This is a genomic window from Pseudomonas sp. CGJS7, assembly GCF_036961695.1.
The window spans coordinates 20,889-43,245 of record NZ_JBAMDI010000006.1; the positions used below are offsets into that span (position 1 = coordinate 20,889).

The 22,357-nt window shown below is 69.1% G+C and carries 18 protein-coding genes; all 18 read right to left on the minus strand.

Annotation, left to right across the window (positions count from 1 at the left end; all coding sequences use genetic code 11):
- Positions 1-7: 7 nt before the first annotated feature.
- The 18 genes from V7787_RS05920 to V7787_RS06005 all read right to left on the minus strand — a co-directional run bounded on the left by V7787_RS05920 (position 8) and on the right by V7787_RS06005 (position 22,350).
- On the minus strand, positions 8-2,992 hold the full coding sequence (locus V7787_RS05920; protein WP_336086454.1) for a phage tail protein: 2,985 nt from the start codon (positions 2,990-2,992) through the stop codon (positions 8-10).
- Positions 2,992-5,298 carry a baseplate J/gp47 family protein gene (locus tag V7787_RS05925; RefSeq protein WP_336086456.1) on the minus strand — a complete coding sequence of 769 codons (2,307 nt, stop codon included), beginning with the start codon at positions 5,296-5,298 and terminating at the stop codon, positions 2,992-2,994. The genes V7787_RS05920 and V7787_RS05925 overlap by 1 nt, the downstream gene beginning before the upstream one ends.
- 10 nt (positions 5,299-5,308) lie before the next feature.
- Positions 5,309-5,701, minus strand: a complete 393-nt coding sequence (locus V7787_RS05930) for a GPW/gp25 family protein (protein WP_336086458.1) — start codon at positions 5,699-5,701, stop codon at positions 5,309-5,311.
- A complete protein-coding gene (locus V7787_RS05935) occupies positions 5,698-7,764 on the minus strand; it encodes a hypothetical protein (RefSeq protein WP_336086460.1) in 2,067 nt (688 codons plus the stop codon). Before V7787_RS05935 ends, V7787_RS05930 begins: the two co-directional genes overlap by 4 nt.
- 40 nt (positions 7,765-7,804) lie before the next feature.
- Positions 7,805-8,527, minus strand: a complete 723-nt coding sequence (locus V7787_RS05940) for a phage baseplate assembly protein V (RefSeq protein ID WP_336086463.1) — start codon at positions 8,525-8,527, stop codon at positions 7,805-7,807.
- A gap of 2 nt (positions 8,528-8,529) precedes the next feature.
- Positions 8,530-9,597: a phage late control D family protein gene (locus tag V7787_RS05945; protein ID WP_336086464.1), complete on the minus strand. Its 1,068-nt coding sequence runs from the start codon at positions 9,595-9,597 to the stop codon at positions 8,530-8,532.
- 38 nt (positions 9,598-9,635) lie between these two features.
- Positions 9,636-9,803: a hypothetical protein gene (locus V7787_RS05950; protein WP_336086466.1), complete on the minus strand. Its 168-nt coding sequence runs from the start codon at positions 9,801-9,803 to the stop codon at positions 9,636-9,638.
- Between the two features lie 12 nt (positions 9,804-9,815).
- Positions 9,816-10,640 carry a CIS tube protein gene (locus V7787_RS05955; protein ID WP_336086468.1) on the minus strand — a complete coding sequence of 275 codons (825 nt, stop codon included), beginning with the start codon at positions 10,638-10,640 and terminating at the stop codon, positions 9,816-9,818.
- Between the two features lie 10 nt (positions 10,641-10,650).
- Positions 10,651-11,112, minus strand: coding sequence for a phage tail protein (locus V7787_RS05960; protein WP_336086470.1), 462 nt, complete (start codon positions 11,110-11,112; stop codon positions 10,651-10,653).
- 1 nt (position 11,113) lies between these two features.
- Positions 11,114-14,017, minus strand: coding sequence for a phage tail sheath C-terminal domain-containing protein (locus V7787_RS05965; protein WP_336086472.1), 2,904 nt, complete (start codon positions 14,015-14,017; stop codon positions 11,114-11,116).
- A gap of 3 nt (positions 14,018-14,020) precedes the next feature.
- Positions 14,021-14,473, minus strand: a complete 453-nt coding sequence (locus V7787_RS05970) for a phage tail protein (protein ID WP_336086474.1) — start codon at positions 14,471-14,473, stop codon at positions 14,021-14,023.
- 15 nt (positions 14,474-14,488) lie between these two features.
- Positions 14,489-16,414 carry a phage tail sheath subtilisin-like domain-containing protein gene (locus tag V7787_RS05975; protein ID WP_336086476.1) on the minus strand — a complete coding sequence of 642 codons (1,926 nt, stop codon included), beginning with the start codon at positions 16,412-16,414 and terminating at the stop codon, positions 14,489-14,491.
- A 69-nt stretch (positions 16,415-16,483) separates the two neighbouring features.
- Positions 16,484-17,407 carry a hypothetical protein gene (locus V7787_RS05980; RefSeq protein WP_336086478.1) on the minus strand — a complete coding sequence of 308 codons (924 nt, stop codon included), beginning with the start codon at positions 17,405-17,407 and terminating at the stop codon, positions 16,484-16,486.
- The gene (locus V7787_RS05985; protein WP_336086480.1) at positions 17,404-17,988 is read right to left on the minus strand and encodes a DUF4255 domain-containing protein; all 585 of its coding nucleotides are present in this window, start codon (positions 17,986-17,988) and stop codon (positions 17,404-17,406) included. Before V7787_RS05985 ends, V7787_RS05980 begins: the two co-directional genes overlap by 4 nt.
- Before the next feature lies 1 nt (position 17,989).
- The gene (locus tag V7787_RS05990; RefSeq protein WP_336086482.1) at positions 17,990-18,265 is read right to left on the minus strand and encodes a hypothetical protein; all 276 of its coding nucleotides are present in this window, start codon (positions 18,263-18,265) and stop codon (positions 17,990-17,992) included.
- A gap of 423 nt (positions 18,266-18,688) precedes the next feature.
- On the minus strand, positions 18,689-20,131 hold the full coding sequence (locus V7787_RS05995; RefSeq protein ID WP_336086485.1) for a sigma-54 interaction domain-containing protein: 1,443 nt from the start codon (positions 20,129-20,131) through the stop codon (positions 18,689-18,691).
- Positions 20,132-20,447: 316 nt separating this feature from the next.
- Positions 20,448-21,017 (minus strand): response regulator transcription factor, encoded by a 570-nt coding sequence (locus V7787_RS06000; protein WP_336086487.1) that lies wholly within the window; start codon positions 21,015-21,017, stop codon positions 20,448-20,450.
- Positions 21,010-22,350 (minus strand): ATP-binding protein, encoded by a 1,341-nt coding sequence (locus tag V7787_RS06005; RefSeq protein WP_336086489.1) that lies wholly within the window; start codon positions 22,348-22,350, stop codon positions 21,010-21,012. Before V7787_RS06005 ends, V7787_RS06000 begins: the two co-directional genes overlap by 8 nt.
- Positions 22,351-22,357 lie beyond the last annotated feature (7 nt).

Below are 22,357 nucleotides of genomic sequence, written 5' to 3' on the forward strand. Positions count from 1 at the left end.
GCGGTGTTCAGCAGTCCAGCGACATCCGGTCGCGCCCGTGCAGGCGCTGGCGACCGCCGATGAAACTGGCGCCGAGGTAGGCCCGGCCCACCACGGCATCGGGGATCAGCTCGCTCGCGCGGCTGCCGGCGCCCAGTTGCGTATCCAGCCCCAGCCGCGCCTCGCCGACGCGGTTGAAGGCCCAGTAGAAGCGCACGTCGAACACGGTGTGCGCGGGTTTTTCCAGTTCGACGATGCGCCGCGCCAGGGCCAGCTTCTGCTCCAGCGCATACGGATCGGCGATCACGCTGGCCACCGGCAGCAGCACCGAGAAGCGGTGCGCGCTGCGGTGCATGGCCAGCAGTTGCCGCTCGAACTGCAACCAGTCGGTCTGCGCCTGCAGCGTCGCCGGCAGCGCGTCGGGCACCGGCACTTGTTCGAAGTCGTCCCAGGCGGCGCGGTGGGCGTCGCGCAGGCGTTCGATCCGGCGATAACGGCGGGCCAGGAAGTCCTGCCACAGCCGGCGCTCGCGCACTTGCGCGTTGCGCGCGCAGTGATCGGACCAGTCCGCGCGCGCGGCTTCGGTGGACAGCGGCGCGGTCGGCAAGCGCACATCGTCGAAGCCGGCGTACTGGCGGTCGTGGGCGCGGTTGAGCGCGTCGATCTGCGGGTAACGCGATTGCAGCAGGCCGCGCCAACGCGCGCGTTCGGCGGCGCCGGCGGCGGGGACGAATCCCAGCGCGGCCTGGGCGAACCCGCGCCATTGCCGCGCCGCGTCGTCGTCGGCCGGCGGCGCCAGCGAGAACGGGACGATCTGCTCCAGCGCGCTGGCTTGGCGTTGCTGCCACGCGGCGTAGCGATCGGCCAGACCGGCGTTGCCTTCGGCCGGCGTCCACAGCGTCTGCCGCGATACCGTGCGCGGTCCGGCGGCAGTCGCGGCGGCGTCGGCGATCAGCGTTTCCACCAGCCGCGCCTGATACGCCTCGACGATGCGGATGCGGCCGGCGCCGTCGTCGCCGCCGCGCGGGCCGTCGAACATCGCCGCATCGACATCGTCTTCGAACGCCAGCGCCAGGGCCAGGCGCAAGCCGTGCACGGTGCCGCGCCAGCGGAAGAAATCCATCGCGTGCACCACCAGCAGACGGTGGCGGCGTTCGTCCCAGGCCGGGTCCAGGGCCAGATCGAACCAGCCCGCCAGCCACGCCAGCGCGTCCTGCGGAACGCTGCGCGCATCGAACAGCGATTCGACTTGCACCACCCGGTCTTCGATTTCGGTCAGGGTGCTTTCGCAATTGGCTAGCCAGCGCTCCAGGAACTCGCCGCTGCCCGGGTCTTCGCGGTACACCGCCGGCAGGAACCGCTGCGGATAGGAGAAGCGCGGCGCCCACAGCCGCAGCGCGCGCAAACGCGGGCTGCCGGTGCCGTTGCGGCTGACCAGGGTCAGCCGCAGTTGCAGGTAGCGGCCGCGCGCGCGTTGCAGCAGCAACTCCCAGGTGCCGGCGCCGGCTTCGCGCCGGGTCTGGCGCGCGGCTTCGCGGCGCAGCCACGGCAGTTCCGGGCCGTCGCCGCGCAGGCGCGGCGCGGGTTCGCGCAGCCACTCGCCGATCACTTGCGCGTCCGTCGCCGGTTGCGCTTGTCCGGCGAACCAACCGTCCAGCTCATCGCCGGCGCGGCTTTCCACCAGCACTTCGGTATCCGGCGGCACGCAGCCGTCGAACAACAGCTTGTCCCAGACCGTGCCGAGTTCTTCGCTGTCGAAGGCCGGGGTGATCAGTTGCGCCTGGGCCGCGTAGCGTTGCCGGTGTTGTTGCACCACCGGGGTCCAGCGCGGTTGATTCGCGCCGCTGTCGTAGTAAGCCATGCCGCCCAGCGAAACCAGGGCGCGGCCGGCGTAGCGGCGCAGCGGATACAGTTCGGCCGGCGCGCGCAGGGCGAAGCCGTCGTCGTGGTCGATGGGTTCGAAGGCGTGCACCTGGTTGCCGATTTCGCTGGCGACGAACAAGCGCGGCGCGGCGCCGCCCGGTTTGGCGCCGAGTCCGGACGCGTAGAGCATGTCGTGCGCCAGCGCGGGCAGGGCATCGAGCCATTGCGAGGCATCGGCGTTCCAGCTGTCGCCTTGGCGCCGCAGGCGCACCACCCGCGAGCGTCGGCCGGGCAGGTCGCGGTCCAGCACCATCACCCGTTGCTCGGCGTGCGATTGAATCGCGATGGGATCGGCGATGGCCGGGGTCAGCGAAGTCAGATCCAATCCGGCCGGGAACGTCAACGCCGGTTGTATCCGCGGCGGCCCCAACAGCGGTTGGAAATCGTCGATCGCTGGCGCGGGCAGGGGCTGCATCGGTTGACCGCTGTCTACCACCGCCAGGGTGCAGTCGAGTTCCCAGAGTCGCCGGTTCGCGCGGTCCAGCACCCAGGCGCCGCCGCCGTGGCGTGCGCACAGCGCGAACGGTTCGAACGGCACCTGCGCCGGCCACGCGGTTTCCAGCGGCGGGCCGCCGGAGATCAAGTCGAAACTCATCACCCCGCGCAGCGCGCCGCGTTCGAAGGCGACGATCAGATAATCGTCGGCGCTCACCGCCACGCAGCGATAGCGTTCGGCTGGCGCGGCCGGCGCGTTGGGATGCGGCTGGAACGAGGACGCGCGGCGCGCGCCATCGGCGGCCAGGGCCGGCCAGAATTCGCTTTCCGTGCCGCTGCCGGCCGATGCCACGCGCAGCGAGCGCGCATCGTCGGCGACGCGATAGACATTGCCGTGACGGTCGGCGTCGGCGCTGCGGCGCGCATCCAGACTCAAGCGCGCTTCGCCGCCGGTGGCCGGCAGTTCGATCGCCTGCGGTTGCAGGCTCAGTTCGCTGGCGGCGGCGTCCCAGGCGGGCAGATCCGCCGGTGCCTGCGGCATCGGGCTGGCGAATGCGTCCCACCAGTCCGCCAGCGGCCGGCCTTCGCGGTCGCGGCAGCGCGACCAATCCTCGCGGCCGAACAGCATCTGGAAGCGGGCGCCGTTGACGTTCATCAGCAGGTCTCCGGCACCACCGGCACCGGCAGCAACGGCGCGCTAACGCCGGAGCCGCCACCGGAGCCGCTGTTGCTGCCGCGCAGCGCGTCGATCGGCAGCGGATCGCCGACCACCACCGAGATGCCGAGAATCCGCGGCAGTTGCAGCCCGCTCATCTCGACCAAGTCGCTGGCCGCGCGTTCGCCTTCGGCCAACAGCACATCGGCGACCGAGGTAACGCCCGACACCCGCGCGACTTCGGCCAGCAACACCCGCGCCGCGACCGCGGTGCGCAGCGGCCAGCCGCGCGCCGGATCGTTGCCGCGCGGGGTGAACAGCGCGGCCTGGCGCGGTTGCGCGCCGGCCGGGCCGATCGGCGCCAGATACTCGCGCAGACGGCGTTTGACGTCGTCGACCACTTGCGCGATCGCATAACCGGCCGCGGCTTCGATGCCGACGCTGATCCACACGCCTTTGTAATCGGCGCCGCGCACCACCAGTTCGGTGGTGACCAGCCGGCGCGGGTCCAGATGCCGGCACAGCGCGTTGAGGAACAAGCGATCGGCGCGCGGCGCATCGGGCTGGCCCGGATCGGTGCGCGGAATCGCCAGCACCGTGACCACGCCCGGCGCCGAGCCGGGTTCGTTCGGCGACAGGTCCGGATGGAACGCCGGCAGGATTTCGATCCGGCCGATCTGCACGCCCGGCGCGCGGCAGGCGACCGATTCGAAATCGTCGACGCTGACCATGCGGTCGCGGTGCTGCAGATAACGGCGCACCTGCTTCTCGCCGCTGTCGGTGCTTTCCGCATCGGCGCCGCCCCAGGTGCGGACCGGGTTGCTGACCGCGAAACCTTGCGGCAGTTGCGGTGCGGTATCGATGGCCTGTTCGGCGACGTTGCCTTGCGCGCCCTGGCAGAAATCGTAAGCGGCGAACACCCGCGCACCGAGCGGCAGCCGGCGTCCGCGCAAGCCGTCGCCGAAGCGCAGTTCGCCGGCTTCGGCGTCGAGTTCGAACACTTCGGTGAGCGCGTCGCCGGCGCAGCGTGCGGCGTCGGCGCGGCGCGGATCGGCCACCGGCACCTCCGGCGCGGCCGCGGCCAGATCGTCGATTTCGCTCCAGCGCTGCGGCGCGGCCTCGCCCAAACGAGTCAGCACCTGCACCGAACCGGGCAGCACCGGGCGCCGCGCCAGTCGGCGGGTTTGATCGGGACGCCCGTCGCCATCGGCCAACGGCTCCGACGCTACCCGCTGAATCTGCCGCACGGGCGCTGCGTTGATGCCGGCCCAGCGCAGGCGCGCCTGGGCCGCGCCGTCGGCGCGTATCCGCAGCCACGTCAGCGTGCGCGCGGCCAAGGCCGGATCGTCCAGACTCGGCGGCATGTCGCCGACGCCGCCTTCCAGCGGATCGATGTCTTGCCACAGCCCCAGTTGCGCGGCCGGCGGCAGGGTCAGTTGCACCACGCCGGGCACCGACAACAGATCCACATCGGTGCGCGGTTCCAGTTGCCGATAGGCCGGCGCGGGGCGGTCGCTCGCATCGCGCGGAACCCGTCGGTCGGCGGCGACGTTGGGCAATTCGAAGCGCAGCAACTGCCGGCTCTGGGCGTTGCCGGCCGGCGACAACTGCGCGCCGGAGGTATCCAGCGCCGGCACCAGGCCCAAGGTCAGAGTGCGTCCGCCGAGCGCGTCGCGCACGGTTTTCCATGGATCCTCATCGCCGCCGGGCGCGTCGCCGGAGCGCGCCAGCAGCGCGATCCACAGCGAACGATCGACCGTGTCTGCGTTGAGATCGACGCTATCGACGGTCTTACGGTCCAGCGCCAGGGTCTTGTACAACTGCACGTCGCTGGGGAAGGGCAGCTGGTACGAGGCGTACAGCAGCTTGTAGTAATCCAGCAACTCCGCGCTGGGCTGCTCGATCCGGCGCTTGAAGTAGACCCGCGCCTCCACCGGCAGCACGTCCAGGCCCAACTGGGTGCGGAACGAAATCGCGCCGGCGCGCACTTCCAGATCGGCAGCCAGTGTCTGCGCGCTGGCCGGACCGCGCTGGTTGTCGAAGCTCACCAGGCCTTGCGCGGCCGCCGCGCTGGCCAGCGGCACCCGCAGCATCTGCAGGAACTTGAGCCGGTTGCGCTCGGGCGTAAGGTTGGCGCGGTACAGCAGGTTTTCGGTGAGGAACGAGAACAACTGCACCAGGGTGACGCCCGGGTCGCTCTGGTTGAAGTTGGTCCACTCCGGCGTGTGCACGCTCGCGCGCGCCAGCGTGTCTTCGACCAGTTGGGCGTAGCGGCGATCGTCGATGGGCGGGGGCGCGAGCGGCATCGTGGCGGCCTCAGTTCACGGCCAGCGGGATCGCGAGGCTGATGCGCTCGCGGGCGGCGGTGGCGACCAGCCGGTAGGTGATGGTCGCCAGCGCGGTTTCGGCTTCGCCGGGATGCGCGGCCACGTCGATCTGCTCGACCTGGATGCGCCGCTCCCAGCGCGCCAAGGCGCGCTGCATGGCATCGCGCATGCGCGCATGGGTGCCGGCGTTGTTGGGTTCGAACAAAAACCGGGCCAGGCCGGCGCCGAATTCGGGCTGGCCGACGCGCTCGCCGGGTTCGGTCTTGAGGATCAGCGCGATCGACTCGCGAATATTGTCCTCGCCGCTGGACCACACGAAACCGCCGTCCGGCCCGACCCGCGGCGGGAACGAGAAGCCGCGTCCGAACACGCTCGCGTTCATGGCGCCTCCTTCTTGCCCTTGAGCCCGGGCACGGGGAAGCAGATGACGAAGTACGGCAGCCAGCGGAAGATCAGATCGAACAGCGAGACGATGATGATCAGCAGGATCAGCGCGCAGATGGTGATGATCGGAATCGACAGCGAGCAGATCATGCCGATGTTGATGCCGCCGCTCTGGCAAGGGCCGCCGTCGCCGGCGGGCAGATCCTTGTGCAGCGGCCACGGCAGCACCGACAGCACCAGATCGATCAGGCCCATGCCCTTGGCGCGCTGCACTTGCCCGCACAGCATGTCGCTCATCACGAAGGCGGTGTTCTTCTGGAATTTGCGCAGGCCCGCCGGGCTGGTATCGACCGGCAGCGAAATCCGGATCGGCCGCGCCGGCGCGTCGGCGTCGAAGAAGCTGGCCAGGCGGAAGCGTTGGGTGGGCTGCGACAGCAGCGGCGGATGCAGCGGCCCGCAATCGCGGTTGCCGTGGACGAAGCGCAGCACGAACCAACCGCCGTCGCCGAGATTGGCGCCCAGGTTGTTGCCGAGCGCGTTCTTGACCTGCAGCGCGAACGGCACCGGCGGCGCATCGGTTTCGGCATTGGCTTCCAGCGCGCGCGCATACAGGGCGACGAAGCGGTCGACCTTGCGCGCCCAGTCCTGGCCCGGCACCGCGCCGGCGACCGGATCGGGCGCGACTTGCGCGTCGTCGCCCAGGGCGTCGAGCGCGCTGTACGGGCCGGTGGAGGTGAGGTTTTCGGCGACGCCGGCCAGGCAGAAATGAAAGCGCGGCCAGTCGGGCAAACCGCGGGTGTCGTTCGGCGCGGACGGGTCGGCGGGATTGGCGGCGTAGGTGGCGGTGCTGGCTTGCAGTCGGTCGCCGACGCCGGGCGCGCGGATCGCCTTGAGCGCGGCGCGCATCGTCGGCATCACCGCATAGGCGGGCAGGGCTTGCAGCGCGTTGATCAGCGCGGCGCTCATCGAGACCGTACCCAGCCAGTCGTACAAGGCGCGGCGCTGCGGCGACAAGTTGGCGTAACCGGCGCCGTCGTGTTCGATCGCGTTCCATACGTCGGGCAGATAGGTCGCCAGCAGTTCGGCGCAATCGAGCAACACCAGCCACGACTGGCTCTGCTGCTGCAGATTGAAATGCAGCGCGCGCAGCTTGCGCGTCGCCGCGCTTTCCGAGTCGCCGCCGATGCTTTGCGGCGAAGCCTCCTGCGCGGCCAGCTTGAACGCCGAGCGGATCATGTTCTTCCACGGCTCGCCGACTTCGATCTGGAACTGGGCCATGCGCGCCAACTTGGACGGCGCGGCCGCCGCGGCCGGACGCCCGCCGACTTGCTCGCGCTGGGCCTGGGCGAAATCCGCCACTGGGGTCGGATCGACGCGCACGCCGAGGTATTCCTCGCGCCGTCCGACCGGCACGGTGCCGGCCCACAGGCTGCGGCGGCGCTGACTTTCGTCGAGATAACTCAGCGCGAACGCCGGCAGCCGTTCTTCGCCGGCCACGAACGCGCTCTCATCGCAGCGTTGCCAGCGCGCGCCTTGCGCGTCCTTGATGTAGGCGAACTCGTGCAGCGCATCGGCCGGCCCGCCGGGCAGCGGCAGCAGCCGGCGCAGGACCATGCCGACTTCTTCGCCGCCGCCGGGCACCAGGCCGTGCTCGGGCAGACCGTGCACGCCGCAGACCAGGCTGGCGGTGGCCAGGTAATGGCGCTGGTGCGCGGCCTGATACAGCTTCAGCGGCGGCGCCTGCGCCGGCTCATTGGCGATCGGGGCGGCCGTGAGCTTGGCGGTGCTGGCGCGATGCGCGCTCTGCGCCAGCCGCGGCAGCGGCGTGCGTTCGACCAGATCCGGCGGATCGCTCATCGGCTTGCGCCAGGTCTCGTGGCGCGCGATCAACGCATCGATCCGGGTGGGATCGCGCGCCAAGGTGCCGAGCAACTGTTCCATGAATTCGTCGCTGGCGAAGCGCAGGATCGCCGGGCTGGCCTGTTGCTGCGCCTGCGCGCCGTCTTCGAAGCGCGACCACAGCGGTTGCGGCGCCTGCCAGCGCAAGGGATGCGGGTTCATGGCGAGCTCCAGGAACGTAAGGGTTCGGCGTGCATGGCGGTCACCAGATGTTCCCCGCGCCCGGCGTGTACGAGGCGCTGACGATGCTGTTGCAGATCACGGTGTCGGCCTTGACCACCCCGGAGAACGTCGACATGCCCGCGTCGACCGTGACCATGCCGGCGCTGACCGCGACCTGGCTGGCGTTGACGGTGACCTTGGCCGCGGCGGTGATGGTGATGCCGGCGGTTTCCAGCTTGACCGAGTTGCCGTTGCTGTCGGCGATCTCGACCGCGCCGGGTCCGTCCTTGAGGGTGAGCTTTTGTCCGCCCGGCGTTTCCAGCAGCAATTGCTCGCGGCCGTCGTTGTCGTCGAGGGTGATCTGCACGCCGTTGCGCGAGCGCAGCACCTTCTTGTAGTTCTTGCCGGCGCCGTCCATCGATGCGGGCGGGCGGTCGCGGCCGTTCCACATGCCGCCGAGCACGCACGGCCGGCGCGGATCGCCGTGTTCGAACGCGGCCAGCACTTCATCGTCGACATCCGGCACGAACCAGGCGCCGCGGTTGTCGCCGGCGAACAAGCTGGCCACGCGCGCCCAGCCTTCGTAGCGCTGGCCGCCGGCATCGGGCGACCAGGGCAGGGCGATCTTGACCCGGCCCTGGTTGTCGGGGTCCTTGATGTCGATCACCAGGGCCACGAACACCCCGTACCAGCGCCCGCCCCAGCCGCTGCTCTGGCGTTCGTTCAACAGTGCCTCGTAGGCGGGCAGATCGACGATGCGCATGCTCAGGCCCGCCCCAGCGAAGGACGCTCGCAGCAGAATTCGGTGCGCAGACCCAGCTTGGACTCGAAGCGGATCTGCACGTGGGTGACCCAGTACTCGCCTTCGAACAACGGCCCCACGCCCTTGATGGTCAAGCGCGTGCCGACCCGCAAGTCGGGCTTGGTTTCGGCCACGCCGCGGCCGGTGACGAAGCGGCGCGCCATGTGCCGGAAGCCGGATTCGGCGAACACCCGCGCTTCGCCGTCCGACAGCGGCAGGGCGTGCGCGTAGGTGTCGGCGCGGCGGCCGAAGGCTTGTTGCAAGGTCTGCGCGCCGCTGGCGTTGCCGCCGAGTTCGGCGCGGATCGCCGCTTCGTCGGCCTCGTGTTTGGCCCCGCGTTTGTCGGCCACGCTCCAGCCCGCGCCGACCAACTGGGTGCGTTGATGGGCCAGATCGGCGCCGACTTCGAACTCGCGCAGCGATCCGGCCCACGACAGCTCCAGGGCCGGACCGTTGCGGCGGCTGCGTTGCGCCGCGTGCAAGCGGTCGCCGTCGACCCAGATCTGCGCGTCCTCGCGCCGGGCCATGTCGCGCAGGAACGCCAGATCGCTCTGATTGACCTGGGCCATCAGCTTGTGGGTTTCACCGCTCAGATCCAGTTGCGGGCTCAGCCCGTGGTCGTTGGCGATGGCGCGGGCGACATCGGCCAGACTGGCGTCGGCGAACCCGCGGCTGCGGCGGGTCATGCGCAGATCCTGCAAACGGTCTTCCGCGCAGACTCCGATTTGCGGCGTGCCGCCTTCGGGGAAGCGCGCGTTGATGGCGAAGATGCGGCCTTCGAACAAGGCCGCGTCGCCGAGCTTGATCTTCACCGCCTTGCCGAACTCGAGCAGATCGCGGCCGAAATGCTGGAAGCCGGCCTTGTCCGGGCCGCCCCAATTGCCGAACCACAGCTCGCAACGGGCCAGACCGGCTTCGCTTTCGGTCACATCCATCGCCATCAGCGAACTGGTCAGCGTCGCTTGCGCGCGGCCGTCGATCTCCACCGAAGGACGCGAGGCTTGCAGCGGCAATGTGGCGGTGTCGCCCATGAGTTCGTTCCGTGTCCTCGTTGCGATCGTGGTTCAGTTCAATGCGCCCAGACCCGCGATGCGCTGTATTCCAGTTGCCGTTGCACGGCGCGCAGTTCGTGCGGGTCGAGCTTCTGCGGCGCTTCGGCTTCCGCGCCGCCGCCGTCCTGCTTGGCCGCGGGTTGCGGTTCGGCCAGCACTTCGAATTCGTTGATCACCACGCCCATGACCGAATCCCCTTATCCGAACGAAACCGAGCCGCCGACCGAGCCGCCCAGCGATGCGTTGAGTCCAACCGAAGAGGTGTTTGACGCACCTTCTCCGAAGCCGATACCCACCCCGATCGCTGTACCCGCGCCCGCCGAAACGCCGACACCAACCGAAGCCCCCGCGGAGAGATTCAGATCCACCAACTGCCCAGGCGCCATCCGTAGCGGATCCTCGATCCCATTGGCCGAAGCGATTCCCTGCCAATCCGACTTGCCGTTCTTGCCCGCCATGGTCTGCAGCGAATCGCCTTGCTTCGCGCTCTTCAGCGGCGCCTGCCCAGGCTGATTCGGCACCTTGCCGTCGCCCTTGAACTCGGCCGACAAGATCTTTTGTTGCGACAAAGTCAGAGTGATGCTCGAACGCAGCGGCTTGCCGTCCTTGGAGAAGAACTCCAGCGATTCCTCCATGCCCTCGACCATGCCGTCGAACAGAAAACTGCCCCAGTGAAAGCGCACGCCCGGCGGCGCGAGTTTCTTCGGGTCCTGGTCGGACGGCTGCGGGGTCATGAAGTAGGTGACATCGCGGGTGATCCGGCGCACGTCGTCGACCGCGTCCTTCTCCATCGCGGTCACGTCGAACCACAGCTGCAAGGCCAGCTTGGTGGTGCCCGCGCCGACGAACTGCCGGCCCGCATTGCCGGCGGCCTGATCGCCGCCCTGCGGCTGCACGATCTGGTTGGCGAAGGTGACCTTCAGCGTTTCCGGATTGAACTGCACCTCGACCCGGCGGCCGTCGGGCTTTTCGTTGGCCAGGCTCTGGTCGAGTTCGTACAGATGGGCTTTTTCCAGGCTCATGCGCGCATCCTCATCTGGAGTCCGGACGTTTCAGGGTCAGGCTTTCGTAGGCCAACTGCAGCTCTTCCACCGCCACTTGCCCGTCGCGCGCATTCAACTGCGGCGCCTTGAGCTTCACCGGCACGCAGCGCGACAGCACGAAGCGCGCGCGCACGGTGCTGCCGTCGGCGGCGAAGATCACCACTTCGGCGTTGGCGCGCAGACGCGGATCGGTCAGGCTGTCGCCGAACCAGTCCCACAGATCGAAGTTGTCGGTCATGCCGCGCTTGAGCACCAACTGGCCGAAACTCGCCGGCCCGTTGAGGCGGATCTGGCGGCCGTTGTCGCCGCCTTCGCGGATGGTCTTGACCTCCATGCTCATCTCCAGGCCGTCGCACTCGGAGAACGCGGCGGCGACCAGCGGCTTGGCGTCGCCGCCGCGGTTGATCTCGATGGAGAAATTGAAGTTGGTGAACGGGTAGACGGCGGCCATGTCAGAGCTCCTCCCGCACCGTCAAACGCTCGCCGCTCTGGGCCAGGCGCACGGCGATGAAGCGCATCGGCAGCGACGGCGCTACCCGCAGTTCGACCACGAAGCGGCCGGCGTCGATCGCGCCCGGCGGGTTCACGCCTTCGTCGGTGACCACCCGGAACGACTGCTCGGCGGTGGCGCCGGCGAAGGCGCCGCGGCGGAACAGCTCGCCCAGCAACTGGTCGAAGCCGCGCTGCACCGAACGCCACAGCATCGGCCCGTTGGGTTCGAATACATAGCTGCTGCCGCGGCGCAGGGCGATGCGGCGCAGCAGGATCAGCAAGCGGCGGACGTTGATCGGACGCAGGTCGGCGTCTAGCGACAAGGTGTCGGCCGACAGGGCGAAGAAGCCGCGCGGGTCGTCGCGCAGCAGATTGATCTGCGCGTCCTGCAGCGCCTGGCGTTCGCCTGCATCGATGCGCGGAGTCAGTGCGATCACATCGCGCATCGGTTCGTTGGCCGCGGCGATCCAGGCGCCGCGGCGGCTGGCGCGCGCGGCCAGCACGCCCAGGGCCACGCCGTCGGGCGGGACCACCAGAGGGCTGCGCCGCTGAGCGGAGTCGCCCGCGTCGCCGTCGCCGCTGCGCGCATCGGATTGCAGCCAGGGAAAGTACAAGGCCGCGTAGCTGAGCGCGCGCGCTTCGTCGAAGGCCAGCGCCAGCGGATCGAAGACGTCGTCGATGCCGCGGACCTCGCGCAGGCGGCGGGCGTAACGCAGCGCCTGGCTGGCGCGGAAGTGGCGCGGCATCGACAAGGCCGCGAACAGATCGCCGCTGGCCGCGCACAGCCGCAGCGCGGCGCGGTGGATCGCCAGCCATTCCGGTTCCAGCGCGGCCTGCGCGGCGAGCGGGTCGGCCTGCACCCAGTCTTGCGCGCGAACCCGCACGGTGACGGGATTGGACGGCGCGCTGCTTTGCTCGCCGACATGAGCGCGCACGCGGTAGTGGTAATCGCCTTCGCGGGTTTGGTAGAGCACGTGCTCGGTCGCCGCGCCGCGGTGGATCTCGCGCTCGTCGCTGAAGTCGGCGAGCGCGGCTTCGAACAACGCATACGTGGCGTCGGTTTCGCTCTGGGTCCAGCTCAGCAGGCAGTTGCCCGGCGCCACCGGCGCTTGCGGGCCGGTCAGGACCGGCGCTTGGATCAGCCGGGTGTCGCAATCGAGGAATCGGCCGAAGTCGGGTTCGAGCAGCGGAACCTCGCTGGTTTCGTCGCCTTCGCGCAGGCAGGCGCCGCGATGGTCGCGCCAATGCGCGGGCGTCGCGCCGGCTTCGACCGCCGTCGGCGCGGCGATGTCGTCGATGCGCCGGTGCCAGCCGATGTGGCCGGCGTCGGGCAGGGCCAGCAGGCTGGCCTGGTTGAACAAGCCGCCTTCGCCGATCGCGAACGCCGCATGCAGGCCGAACAGATCGCGGGTCTGCGGGCGGATCAGGCGAATGTCTTCGGCATGGCCGGGCAGGGTGGCGACGCCGTCGTCGGCCAGGTCCGGGTCCAGAAACAGATCGCGGTCGTAGCGAGACAAGCCGTCGCGTTCCAAGGCGGTGCCGGCGAGCGGCAACGGCCCGACCGCGGCGGAGAAACCCACGCTCGCGCCGAGCGGCAGCCATGCCAGCGGCTGCGTGGTTTCGTCGGCGGCCAGCGGGAAGCGCTGCAACTGCGCCGGTTTGGCCGCGGCCAGATCGTTGTGCTGGCGGTAGTGTTCTTGATCGTTTTGCAGTTCCCAAGCGTTGCCGCTGCGTTGCGGCGTCAGCGCCAGCGGACGCACCCGCGACGACAGTCCGGCCGCATCGGCCGCGCGCAATTCGATCTGCAGTTGTTGCGCCGAACCGAACGCGGCGAGCGCGAGCGCGCCCGGATCGAGTTCGCGCCAGGCCGGGCCGCGTGCGGCGATCCGGATCGGCACGGTATCGGTGGCCGGACTCGCGGACGGGTCGGGCTGGCGCTCGATTTCGTCCGCGCGCAGCCACGACACCTCGCCCGCGGCGGCGAAACGCAGCCACGCGCCGGTGGCGAAGGGCTCGCTGTCGAGCGCGGCTTGCAGCTGCAACTGCGCTTCGCCGCGCGGGTCGTCGGGCGTCGGCTCATGCAGCAACGCCGGCCATGGATCGGACGATTCGGCGGCGCTGGCCCAGCCGGCCACAACCGCGGGCGGACTGGCCGCGCTCAAGGCCTCGAACGCGGCCAGCACTTTGACTTCCACCGCATACGGCGCCTGCGGCGTCGCGCCGGCGGCGACCCGCTCGGTGCGCGCATAGATGCGCAGCGCGGGATCGTCGCCGAGTTGCAGCAGGTCGCCGGGGCGCAAGGCCTGACGGCAGAGAAATGCGTAGCGCGCCGAAGCGGGCGAATCCACCACCGACCACGCGTCGACGGCGAAGCCGCGTTGCTCCAGCGCCACGTCCACGCGCAGCCCATCCGACCACGAGCCTTCGCAACGCGCCGCCATGCTCGCCGGCGCGATCGAACCATCGGCGTGCACGGCCAGCAGGCCGGGCAAGGCGAAGCGGTTGCTGCGCGCCAAGTCGTTGGCGAGTTCGGCGTCCGCGCCGATCCGCACCCGTTCCAGCGCCAGACTGCGCGCCACCCGGATCACCCAGCAACGCCGGCCGCCGTTGGCGAAGAACGCGCGCACCGCGGGGCCGAGCTGGGCCGACACGCGTTCGCCGCGGGCCGTGTCCCAGGCCAGCGCGGCGTCGTCGCCGAACACCGCCGCATACTGCGCCGGGCCTTCCACCGCCACCGGCAGATGCAGCGGCCCGGTCGCGGCGAAACCCACCAGCACCGCCACGTCCATGCGCGGCAGCGCCTCGGACGCGGCTTGCGGCGCCACGTCGATCTGGATGCCCGGCAGGCGGCGCGCATCGGCCACGGCTTACTCCATCTCCAGCCGTTCGTACGCCAACACCAGCTCTTCCATCGCCACGTCGGTGCCCTTGGCGTTGAACGGGCCGCTGGTGTGCTTGATCATCCGCGCCCGCAGCAGCTTCCAGGTCTGCACGATCTGGGTGTGGTCCTCGTTCTGCAGGTGGATGGTGACCGTGCGCATGGCCTTCTGATCGCCGTTGCGGATCTGGTCGAGCCATTGATAGAGATTGAGCGAACCGATCACCCCGCGCTTCATGGTCACGTCGGTGGATTTGTTCATGCCGGTGATTTTCATCACGCTGTTTTCTTTGGCGTTGCCGGTGCGGTACTCGGACACGGTGACTTCCATGCCGATGCCGCTGAGTTCCTGGAACCCCGCCTGCGGCCCGTCGGTGACCCCGTCGCCGAGGTCGACCAGGAAGTTGAACTGCACGTACGGGCGGTCGCGTAAAATGGCCATGTCGTAGCTCTCCGATCAGACTTTGCGGTCGGCCGTCCACTGGCCGATGCGGAAGATGACGAACTCGGCCGGACGCAGCGGCGCCACGCCGATCAGGCAGATCAGCCGGCCGTTGTCGAGATCGTTCTGCGACATGGTCGAGCGGTCGCATTTGACGAAGTACGACTTCTCCGGCTTCTCGCCGAGCAAGGCGCCGTTCTGCCATTCGTTGAGCAGGAAGTCCTCGATGGTGCGGCGCACGTTGGCCCACAACTGCTCGCCGTTGGGCTCGAACACCGCCCATTGCGTGCCCTTGTCGATGGAGCGTTCCAAATAGGCGAAGTAGCGCCGCAGGTTGACGTACTTCCATTCCGGGTCCGAGCTGATCGTGCGCGCGCCCCACAGGCGCATGCCGCGGCCTTCGAAGTAGCGGAAGCAGTTGATGCCCTCGGGGTTGAGCACCTCTTGCTGGGCCTTGTTGAGGAAACGCTCGAAACCCAGGGCCAGGTTCACGACTTCGTTGGCCGGCGCCTTGTACACCGCGCGGTTAACGTCGTTGCGGGCGTAGATGCCGGCGACGAAACCCGACGGTGGCATGTGGGTTTCGCGCTGGGTCAGCGGGTCGAGCACGCGCACCCACGGGTAGTACAGCGCGGCGTGCTTGGAATCGAGCTGCGCGCGCATCGCCCGCACTTCGCTGATCGACTGGTTGTCGCCGCTGTCGAGCACGGCGATGCAGTACTTCATCCGTTCGGCGTGGCGGATCAGCGCGCGCACGATCGACGGTGCATGGGTGGCGTAACTGCCGCCGTAGCCGTAGGTCGAGCCCGGCGCGGCGACGATGGAGATGTCTTCCAGATCCTCGAACTGGCGCAGCCCGGTCTTGCAGTCGGCGCCGTCGACTGCGCCCTCGTAATCGGAGGCGAACGGGCGCTGGCCGTCGTTGCCGTCGTCGAGCAGGATCGCCAGGGTGCGTTCGGCCGGGGTGCTGTCGGCGGATTCCAGCGCCGCGCGCAGGCCTTGCGGCGGCGATGCGGAGGCGTTGGGATCGGCGTCGAACAAGGCATTGAGCAATTCGGTGCCGGTGCCGATGGCGGCGACGTCGTCGGCGCGGATCACGATCGGCACGGTCCGCGCGCGGCTCAGGCTGGCCGGCTGTTCGGCGAAATAGGCGAACAGCGAATCCGGGCTGCCGGCGCGTTGATGGCGCGGGTCCAACGCCAGATCGGCGGCGACGAAGGTCTCGCCGCCGCTGAGCGGCTGCACTGTCGCGGTCGCGGTGATCGCGCGCAACTCGTAGGCGGCCGCGCTCAGGTCGCTGAGCACCGCTTCGGCGCTGCTGATGTCCTCGCCGCTGGACACGAACGCCCAGCTTTCGTTGGCGGCGTCCCACAGCGCCAGGTAATAGCCATCCGCCACAGCCGGCGACGGCGCGCCGGGACGCGCGCGGATCCACACCACATCGCGCGGCAACAATGAGTTGACCACGGTCAGGGTGCCGCCGCCCGGCACCGGCACGTCGGCCAGCAGGTTCTGGCCGGCGTTGAGCACGAAGCCGACCCGCGCATTGCCGGCGCGGCCCGGAAAGCGTGCGTACACCGTCAGCGCCGCCGGGCTGCCGGGCAGCGAGCCGCGGGCGCAGCCCGGACGCACATCGGTGGCGTCGATCGGCGTGAACACGCGGCTGATGTAGACGCGCTTGCCGCCTTCTTCGAAGAACGCGCGCACGCCGTGCCACATGAAGTTGTCGATCTCGACCGGGCCGTCGAACACCAGCTTGTCGCGGCCGCCGTAGGTGCGCTCGAACTCGACCAGGCTGGTGACGATTTCCGGCTCGATGTTGAGCGGGCCGTAGCGGGTGGGACCGACGAAGCCGGTGGTGGTGGTGCTGACGCCCTCGATCGACTTCGCGCGGAAGGAGACTTCTTCGACGAAGACACCGGGAGCCAGGTACTCAGACATAGCAGTTCTCCTTGCCAGGAACGGCGGATAAACAGCGCGCAGACGAAACGGCACGCGGGCGCGGGGCGCTCATGCGGTGGACAACAACAGCCATGACGCGTCCGCCGCGCCCTGGCCCTCGGTACGGGCGGTCATTGCGCGGCGGTAATCCAGGCGCCGCCGCGGTGCCGGCGAAGACAGCGAGTCCAGCACCGTGCACGGCGTCGACAACTGCATCAGCACCTGCGCCAGATCCGGCACCAGCGGCGGTTCGGGCGGCGGCGAAAGCGGCGACCAGTACGCTTCCAGCTCGACGCTCCAGGCGAAATCGGCGCGCTCGGCCGGCGGCGAAGCCAGCGGCGCGCGCGGCGGTTCGGGATAGGGAAACATCACCGCGACCCGGCCTTCGCGGTCGGCCAGACCGATGCCGCGGCGCTGTCCGGCGATGCTCACCGCGAGCAGACTCCAGGCTGCGACGCGGTTGCTGCCGGTTTCGCGCATCTGCGCGTACAGCACCGCCAGCGGCGACGGCGGCGCGCGTCGCGGCGCGCTGAACAAGGGAATGCGCTGGATCAGCCATTGCGGCGGCGAGCCGGCGTCGCCCGGCCACAGCAGCGCTTGCGGCGGCGAGATCCACGGCGCCAGCCAATCGAACAGGCCGCGCACCGGCAATTCGGCGTCGAAGGCGATCGGCAGATAGCGGCCTTGCGGATCGCTGACTTCGATCCGGTAACCGCGCAGCAGCGGCGGCGAGCCGCTGGCGGCGTCGATCCAGGGCTGTCCGGCGGGCTGGCTGTCGTCGAATTCGAACGCGGCCAGCAAGGGCAGACGGTGGGCGACGTAGATGCCGCTGGGATTGGGCAGGGCGCGTTTGCGCGCGAACGGATCGCTGCGCGGGTAGATTTCCACCACCAGGCCGTCGATCGCGGTGGTGGCCGCGGCCACGTCCCAGAAACGCAGGCCGAGCGCGGCATTGCGCTGCAATACTTCGCCCTGGCCCATTACCGCGCTCACGCCGCGGTCTCCATTTCGAAGCGACGGGTCTGGACTGCGGCGCCGTCGTCGATGGTCACGTCCGAATCGATCAGCACCATCCGCAGCGCATACGTCGCCGACGGCGGCAGCCGGCGCAGCCGGTCCCACAGGGTCAGGTAATCGGCCAGGTTCAACGGGTCGCAGATCAGCTCCACGCCTTCGTGCGCGGCGAAGGTGTCGGTCTCGGGCATGTAGTGATTGAGGTGGCCGGCGCTGAGTACGCCGGTGTCTTCCATCAAGCGCATCGCCCAGCCGAGCATGCGATGCTGGCGTTCGGTGTCCTGCGCCCACGGCGTGATCATGTAGTACAGATCCAGCGGCAGCGACGGACGGAAGCGCTTGCCGTCGGGCGAACGGCGCAGGCTCAGGTTGCGCACCGCGCCGTTGATGCCGGTGCGGTAGAGGTAGACCGAGAACCCGTCCTGCATCGGCGACTCGAAATCGCGGCTCTGGTACAGGCTCACGTCCAGGCCGCTGCCGAATTCCTCGCGCGGATAGCGGTCGCGCAGCAAACCGGCCAGGGCGGTGCTGATCGCGGCGATGGCGCGGTAGTTGGCCATCTCAGCCGCTCCGTCCGGCGCGCGCCAGCGACGCCAGCAGCGCGTCGTCGGCGAGCCGCCGATAGCGGCGGCGGCCATCGGCGGCGAGGATCTCCTCGATCGCGCCGCGGCGTTTCATCCAGTCCAATGCGTCCTGCAACTGTTCCATCTCGACCTCGTGTTCGGAGTCGAACCACCAGCGGCGGATGCCCTCGGCGGTATCGCATGCTTGCGGATTGGCGCGCAGATAGCCGGCCAAGCCGCGTACACATGCCGATGCCGCGCAGTCTTCATCCATCGCTTGCGAGCCTCTATGCGGGTAAGGCTTCGCAAGAGCGATGCCAAGCTCGCGAGGGGATGAAAACCCTTGATATGCAAGGGTTGCGATGGATGCGGGCGAGGGCGGGTGGATGTTTTGATCCGGGCTGAAAGCCGACCGCGATCACGGGGGAGTGGGTAAGTCGCTGATTTGCGGCGTGCGCTGGCCAGGATGATTTCGTCCTGGTGCTGCGGTGGAATCGTCCTGATGCGACTGGGTCGATGCCTGCATCGATACCCAACACCGTCATTCCGGCGAAAGCCGGAATCCATTTTGACGTTGCTGTTGCTGCCGAGGTCTGCGGCTAAAGCAACGGCAAGATCAAAATGGATTCCGGCTTTCGCCGGAATGACGGTGGTGGGAATGGTGGTGGCCGGGGCTACGGCGAAATGAATATCCAGCTCAGCCCGATTCGTGCTCGAGCGAGCGGAACCGCGCGGGTTCGATCCGATACTTGCGCATCAACTCGAAAAACGCGCGCCGATCCTTGCGCGCGGCCAGCGCGGCGTGGGTGACGTTGCCGCCGTGGGCGGCGAGCAAACGCTCGACGTAGTCGCGTTCGAAGTCTTCGACCACGCGCTGTTTGGCGTCGCGGAAGGAATCGTCGCGCTGGGCGTCGCGAGCGGGCGTCGGCGCGGGATCGCCGGCGTTGTCGATCTGGATGTCGTCGGCATCGAGCATGCGGCTGGCGGCCATCAGCACCGCGCGTTCGACCACGTGCTTGAGTTCGCGCACGTTGCCCGGCCAATCGTGGCGCAGCAGCCGGTCCATCGCCGCCGACGAGAAGGCGATGCCGTCGCGGCCGCCGGCGCCGTGGCGGTGGCGGCCGAATTCGCGGGCGAAATGGGCGGCGAAATGCCGCGCGAGCAGGGCGATGTCCTCGCGCCGATGGCGCAGGGCCGGCAGGTGCAGATTGAGCACGTTGAGCCGGTAGTACAGATCCTGGCGAAAACCGCCGCTGCGCGCCAGCGCGTGCAGGTTGCAGTTGCTGGCGGCGATCACCCGCAGATCGGCGCGGTGCACGGTGTTGCAGCCGACCGGACGGTATTCGCGTTCCTGCAGAAAACGCAGCAGCTTGGCCTGCGCCGACAAAGGCAGGCAATCGACGTCGTCGAGGAACAAGGTGCCGCCCTCGGCTTCGCGCACCAGCCCGGTGCCGGCGCTGTGGGCGTGGGTGTAAGCGCCTTTGACGTGGCCGAACAATTCGTTCTCCACCAGTTCCAGCGGGATCGCGCCGCAATTGACCGCGACCCAGGGCTTGTCGCAGCGCGCCGACAGGTAGTGGATCGCCTGCGCGCACACTTCCTTGCCGGTGCCGGTTTCGCCGACGATCAACACGCTGGCGTCGCAACTGGCCAGCACCGGCAGGCGCGCGGCGACCGCCGCGCTGGCGGCGCTGGCATGGACGAAGCCGCGGATCTGCGGCGCGTCGGCGCTGGCGGCGGCCGTGCACGGCTCGATGCTGTCGCTGTGGCGGCCGGGCGCCTGCGCGCTGGCGCGGGCCAGCCGCGCGCCCCATTCGGCGCCGTCGGCGGGCAGGCAGACGAAATCGTAAACCCCGGCGCGCAACAACTCGGCCAGTTCGAACTCGCTGGGCCCTTCCAATGCCGCCACCACCGGCAACTGCGCCCGCTCGCGACGGATCGCGGCGACGCATTCGATCGCCTCGGCCAGGCCGTCGCGTCCGGGCACCAGCACGATGCCGTCGGCCTCGCGCAGCGCCGCTTGCAGGTAGCCGCCCGGCAACAGGCGCACGCCGGCGCAGGCCGCCAAACCGGCTTGTACCGCGCGCAGCGATGTCGGCGCTCGCCCCAACGGCACCACGGCCCAACCCGGCGAATCCATCCAAGCCTCCCTGTTGGCGCGAGTCCGTTTCGGCGAGGTCCACCCGTCAATCGCCGGCCCGCGAACCGTGTGGGCGGCGGGCGTTGCAGGGGGTCGCAGCAGGACTAACGCAGCGGTCGGCGCCGGGCGGTCATGGGCGCGGATGCAGTTGTGCAACGTTTTCGCTGCCGGCCGGCGAGGGCGGAGCGGGCGAGAGAAAGCGTTAGCGAGGACTGGTTCAGCGGCGGCGGCCGCGCGGTTTATCCATCGCGTCAAAACTTGCCGATGCCGCACAAGGCTTGTCGCCGGCCGCAAATCCGCCGGCCGGGCGACCGGCCTATTTGATCCGGTGCTTGCCCAGCTTGCGCGCCAGGGTCCGCCGGTGCATGCCCAGCCGGCGCGCGGTCTCGGAAATATTGAAGTCGGTCGCGGCCAGCATTTCGTGGATGCGTTCCCACTCCAGGGTCTTGATCGAAGTCTGGCGCTCGGTCAGCTCGACCGAAGCGTCGCCCTCGGCGCGGCCGAACGCGGCTTCGATGTCGTCGGTGTTGGACGGCTTGGCCAGATAGTGCAGGGCGCCGAGCTTGATCGCTTCCACTGCGGTGGCGATGCTGGCGTAACCGGTCAGCACCACGATCAGCATGTCCGGATCGTGTTCGTGCAGCGCTTGCACGCAGGTCAGGCCGGAATCGCCGCCGGCCAGCTTCAGATCCACCACCGCATAACCGGGCGAATGGGTTTGCAGCAGCGTCTGCACTTCCGACAACTGGGTGGCGTTGTGGACGATGTAGCCGCGGCGTTCGAACGAGCGGCTGAGCGTGCGCGCGAACGCGGCGTCGTCCTCGACGATCAACAACCGCCGCGGTTCTTCGTCGAGGTCGGTTTCCGGTTCGCGCGGATCAGTCATGGTCGGCCTCGGCGACGCTCAGCGCCGACAGCGGCAGGCTCATCGTCACCACCGCGCCGCTGGGTTCGCGGTTGCGCGGCACGATGCTGCCGCCGAGTTGGCGCACCACATTGAGCGAAAGAAACAGCCCGAGCCCGCCGCCCGGGCGGCCCTTGCTGGACTGATACGGTTTGCCGAAATGCGACAGCATCGCCGGGGCGAAACCCGGGCCGGCGTCGCTGACCCGCAGCACCAGCTTGTCTTCATCGCGCCAGGACTCCAGCCCGACCCAGCCGGGCGAGGCTTCCAGCGCGTTGTCGAGCACATTGCAGATCATCTGCTTCAGCCCGGAATCGGAAATGATGGCCACATCCTCGCCGAAGCCGTTGTCGTAGTCGAATCCGCGCACCGGCCGGGTGCCGCGCCATTCTTCGACCAGATCGTCGAGAAACCGCACCACGCTGGTCTGCGCCGGCGCCTCGCCGCGGGTTTCGCCGGCCGACAGCAGGATGCCGGTGACGATGCTCTTGCAGCGGGTCAGCTGGGTCTGCATTTCGTCGAGTTCCTGCAGCAACTCGGGCTGCTGGGTGAACGGCGGCATCCGCCGCCAATCGCCCAGGATCACCGACAGCGTCGCCAACGGCGTGCCCAGTTCGTGCGCGGCGCCGGAGGCGAGCAAGCCCATGCGCACGATGTGTTCTTCCTCGGCGGCGCGCTGGCGCAGATCGGCCAGGCGCGCGTCGCGCGCGCGCAGGTTGCGGCCGATGCGGGTGATGAACACCACCAGCAAGATCGCGTTGAGCACGAAGCACAGCAGCAGGCCCTGCACGTAAGGATCGGCCAGACCGCGGGTCGGGTCGGCGGGAATCACCACGGGCCCGGCGAAGGTGGTCAGGGCGATGAAGCACAGGCTGGTCACCACCACCACCGCGCAACTGGCCCAGGTGCGCAGCAGCACCGCCGCCAGCGCCACCTGCAACAAATACAGGAACACGAACGGATTGGCCGCGCCGCCGCTGAGGTACAACTGCGCGGTCAGGGTCAGGATGTCGACCAGCAAGGCCAGGAACAACGCGCCGTTGGTGACTTCTTCGCGATGGCGCCAGCGCAGCATGCTGACCAGATTGAACGCGGCCAGACAGGCCAGCACGATCGCCATCGGCATCAGCGGCAGTTTGATGCCGAAGCCGAAGTGGACGAAGGCGATGGTCGCGACCTGTCCGATCACCGCGATCCAGCGCAACTGGATCAGCTGGTGCATGTTCTTCACGCCGGTGCCGTCGCGCGATGCGGTCTGGCCCGATTGCGGCGCGGGCGAGCGTTGGTCGGACTGCGTGAGCGGGGTGTCCTGCATCGGCGTC

What these genes read in the sequence shown, in the direction of transcription:
- V7787_RS05925 (WP_336086456.1), bottom strand. Translation starts at nt 5,298, where the DNA reads ATGCCGCTCGCGCCCCCGCCCATCGACGATCGCCGCTACGCCCAACTG.
- V7787_RS05970 (WP_336086474.1), bottom strand. Translation starts at nt 14,473, where the DNA reads ATGGCCATTTTACGCGACCGCCCGTACGTGCAGTTCAACTTCCTGGTC.
- V7787_RS05995 (WP_336086485.1), bottom strand. Translation starts at nt 20,131, where the DNA reads ATGGATTCGCCGGGTTGGGCCGTGGTGCCGTTGGGGCGAGCGCCGACA.
- V7787_RS05950 (WP_336086466.1), bottom strand. Translation starts at nt 9,803, where the DNA reads ATGGGCGTGGTGATCAACGAATTCGAAGTGCTGGCCGAACCGCAACCC.
- V7787_RS05930 (WP_336086458.1), bottom strand. Translation starts at nt 5,701, where the DNA reads ATGAACGCGAGCGTGTTCGGACGCGGCTTCTCGTTCCCGCCGCGGGTC.
- V7787_RS06000 (WP_336086487.1), bottom strand. Translation starts at nt 21,017, where the DNA reads ATGACTGATCCGCGCGAACCGGAAACCGACCTCGACGAAGAACCGCGG.
- V7787_RS06005 (WP_336086489.1), bottom strand. Translation starts at nt 22,350, where the DNA reads ATGCAGGACACCCCGCTCACGCAGTCCGACCAACGCTCGCCCGCGCCG.
- V7787_RS05975 (WP_336086476.1), bottom strand. Translation starts at nt 16,414, where the DNA reads ATGTCTGAGTACCTGGCTCCCGGTGTCTTCGTCGAAGAAGTCTCCTTC.
- V7787_RS05960 (WP_336086470.1), bottom strand. Translation starts at nt 11,112, where the DNA reads ATGGCCGCCGTCTACCCGTTCACCAACTTCAATTTCTCCATCGAGATC.
- V7787_RS05955 (WP_336086468.1), bottom strand. Translation starts at nt 10,640, where the DNA reads ATGAGCCTGGAAAAAGCCCATCTGTACGAACTCGACCAGAGCCTGGCC.
- V7787_RS05945 (WP_336086464.1), bottom strand. Translation starts at nt 9,597, where the DNA reads ATGGGCGACACCGCCACATTGCCGCTGCAAGCCTCGCGTCCTTCGGTG.
- V7787_RS05935 (WP_336086460.1), bottom strand. Translation starts at nt 7,764, where the DNA reads ATGAACCCGCATCCCTTGCGCTGGCAGGCGCCGCAACCGCTGTGGTCG.
- V7787_RS05990 (WP_336086482.1), bottom strand. Translation starts at nt 18,265, where the DNA reads ATGGATGAAGACTGCGCGGCATCGGCATGTGTACGCGGCTTGGCCGGC.
- V7787_RS05940 (WP_336086463.1), bottom strand. Translation starts at nt 8,527, where the DNA reads ATGCGCATCGTCGATCTGCCCGCCTACGAGGCACTGTTGAACGAACGC.
- V7787_RS05985 (WP_336086480.1), bottom strand. Translation starts at nt 17,988, where the DNA reads ATGGCCAACTACCGCGCCATCGCCGCGATCAGCACCGCCCTGGCCGGT.
- V7787_RS05920 (WP_336086454.1), bottom strand. Translation starts at nt 2,992, where the DNA reads ATGAACGTCAACGGCGCCCGCTTCCAGATGCTGTTCGGCCGCGAGGAT.